The following is a 341-nucleotide window of genomic DNA, read 5'->3' on the forward strand; positions in this document are numbered from 1 at the left end:
GCGTTGGACCGTCAACATATTGTTCAAGGGCTCATTAAGGCGATTTCAATTCTAGACGAAGTCATTGCAACCATTCGTGCGTCTAAAGATAAAAAGAATGCGAAAGATAACCTGATTGCACAATTTGAATTTACAGAAGCACAAGCAGAAGCAATTGTTACATTGCAACTATACCGTTTAACAAATACGGATATTACAACACTCGAAGAAGAAGCAGCTGAGCTAGAACGCCGTATTCATGAGCTAGAAGCGATTCTAGGCAGTGAGAAAAAGCTTATCCAAGTTATTAAGAGCAATCTTCAAACGATTAAAAAAGAATTTGCTGACCCACGCCGTACGGT

General features: G+C 39.6%; 1 protein-coding gene. It reads left to right on the forward strand.

Annotation, left to right across the window (positions count from 1 at the left end; genetic code table 11):
* Window positions 1-341, forward strand: a 341-nt coding sequence (locus tag KH400_RS23155) for a DNA gyrase subunit A (protein ID WP_281418776.1), incomplete at both ends; no start/stop codon positions are given.

Source organism: Desertibacillus haloalkaliphilus (assembly GCF_019039105.1).
GTDB classification, from domain to species: Bacteria; Bacillota; Bacilli; order Bacillales; family KJ1-10-99; genus Desertibacillus; species Desertibacillus haloalkaliphilus.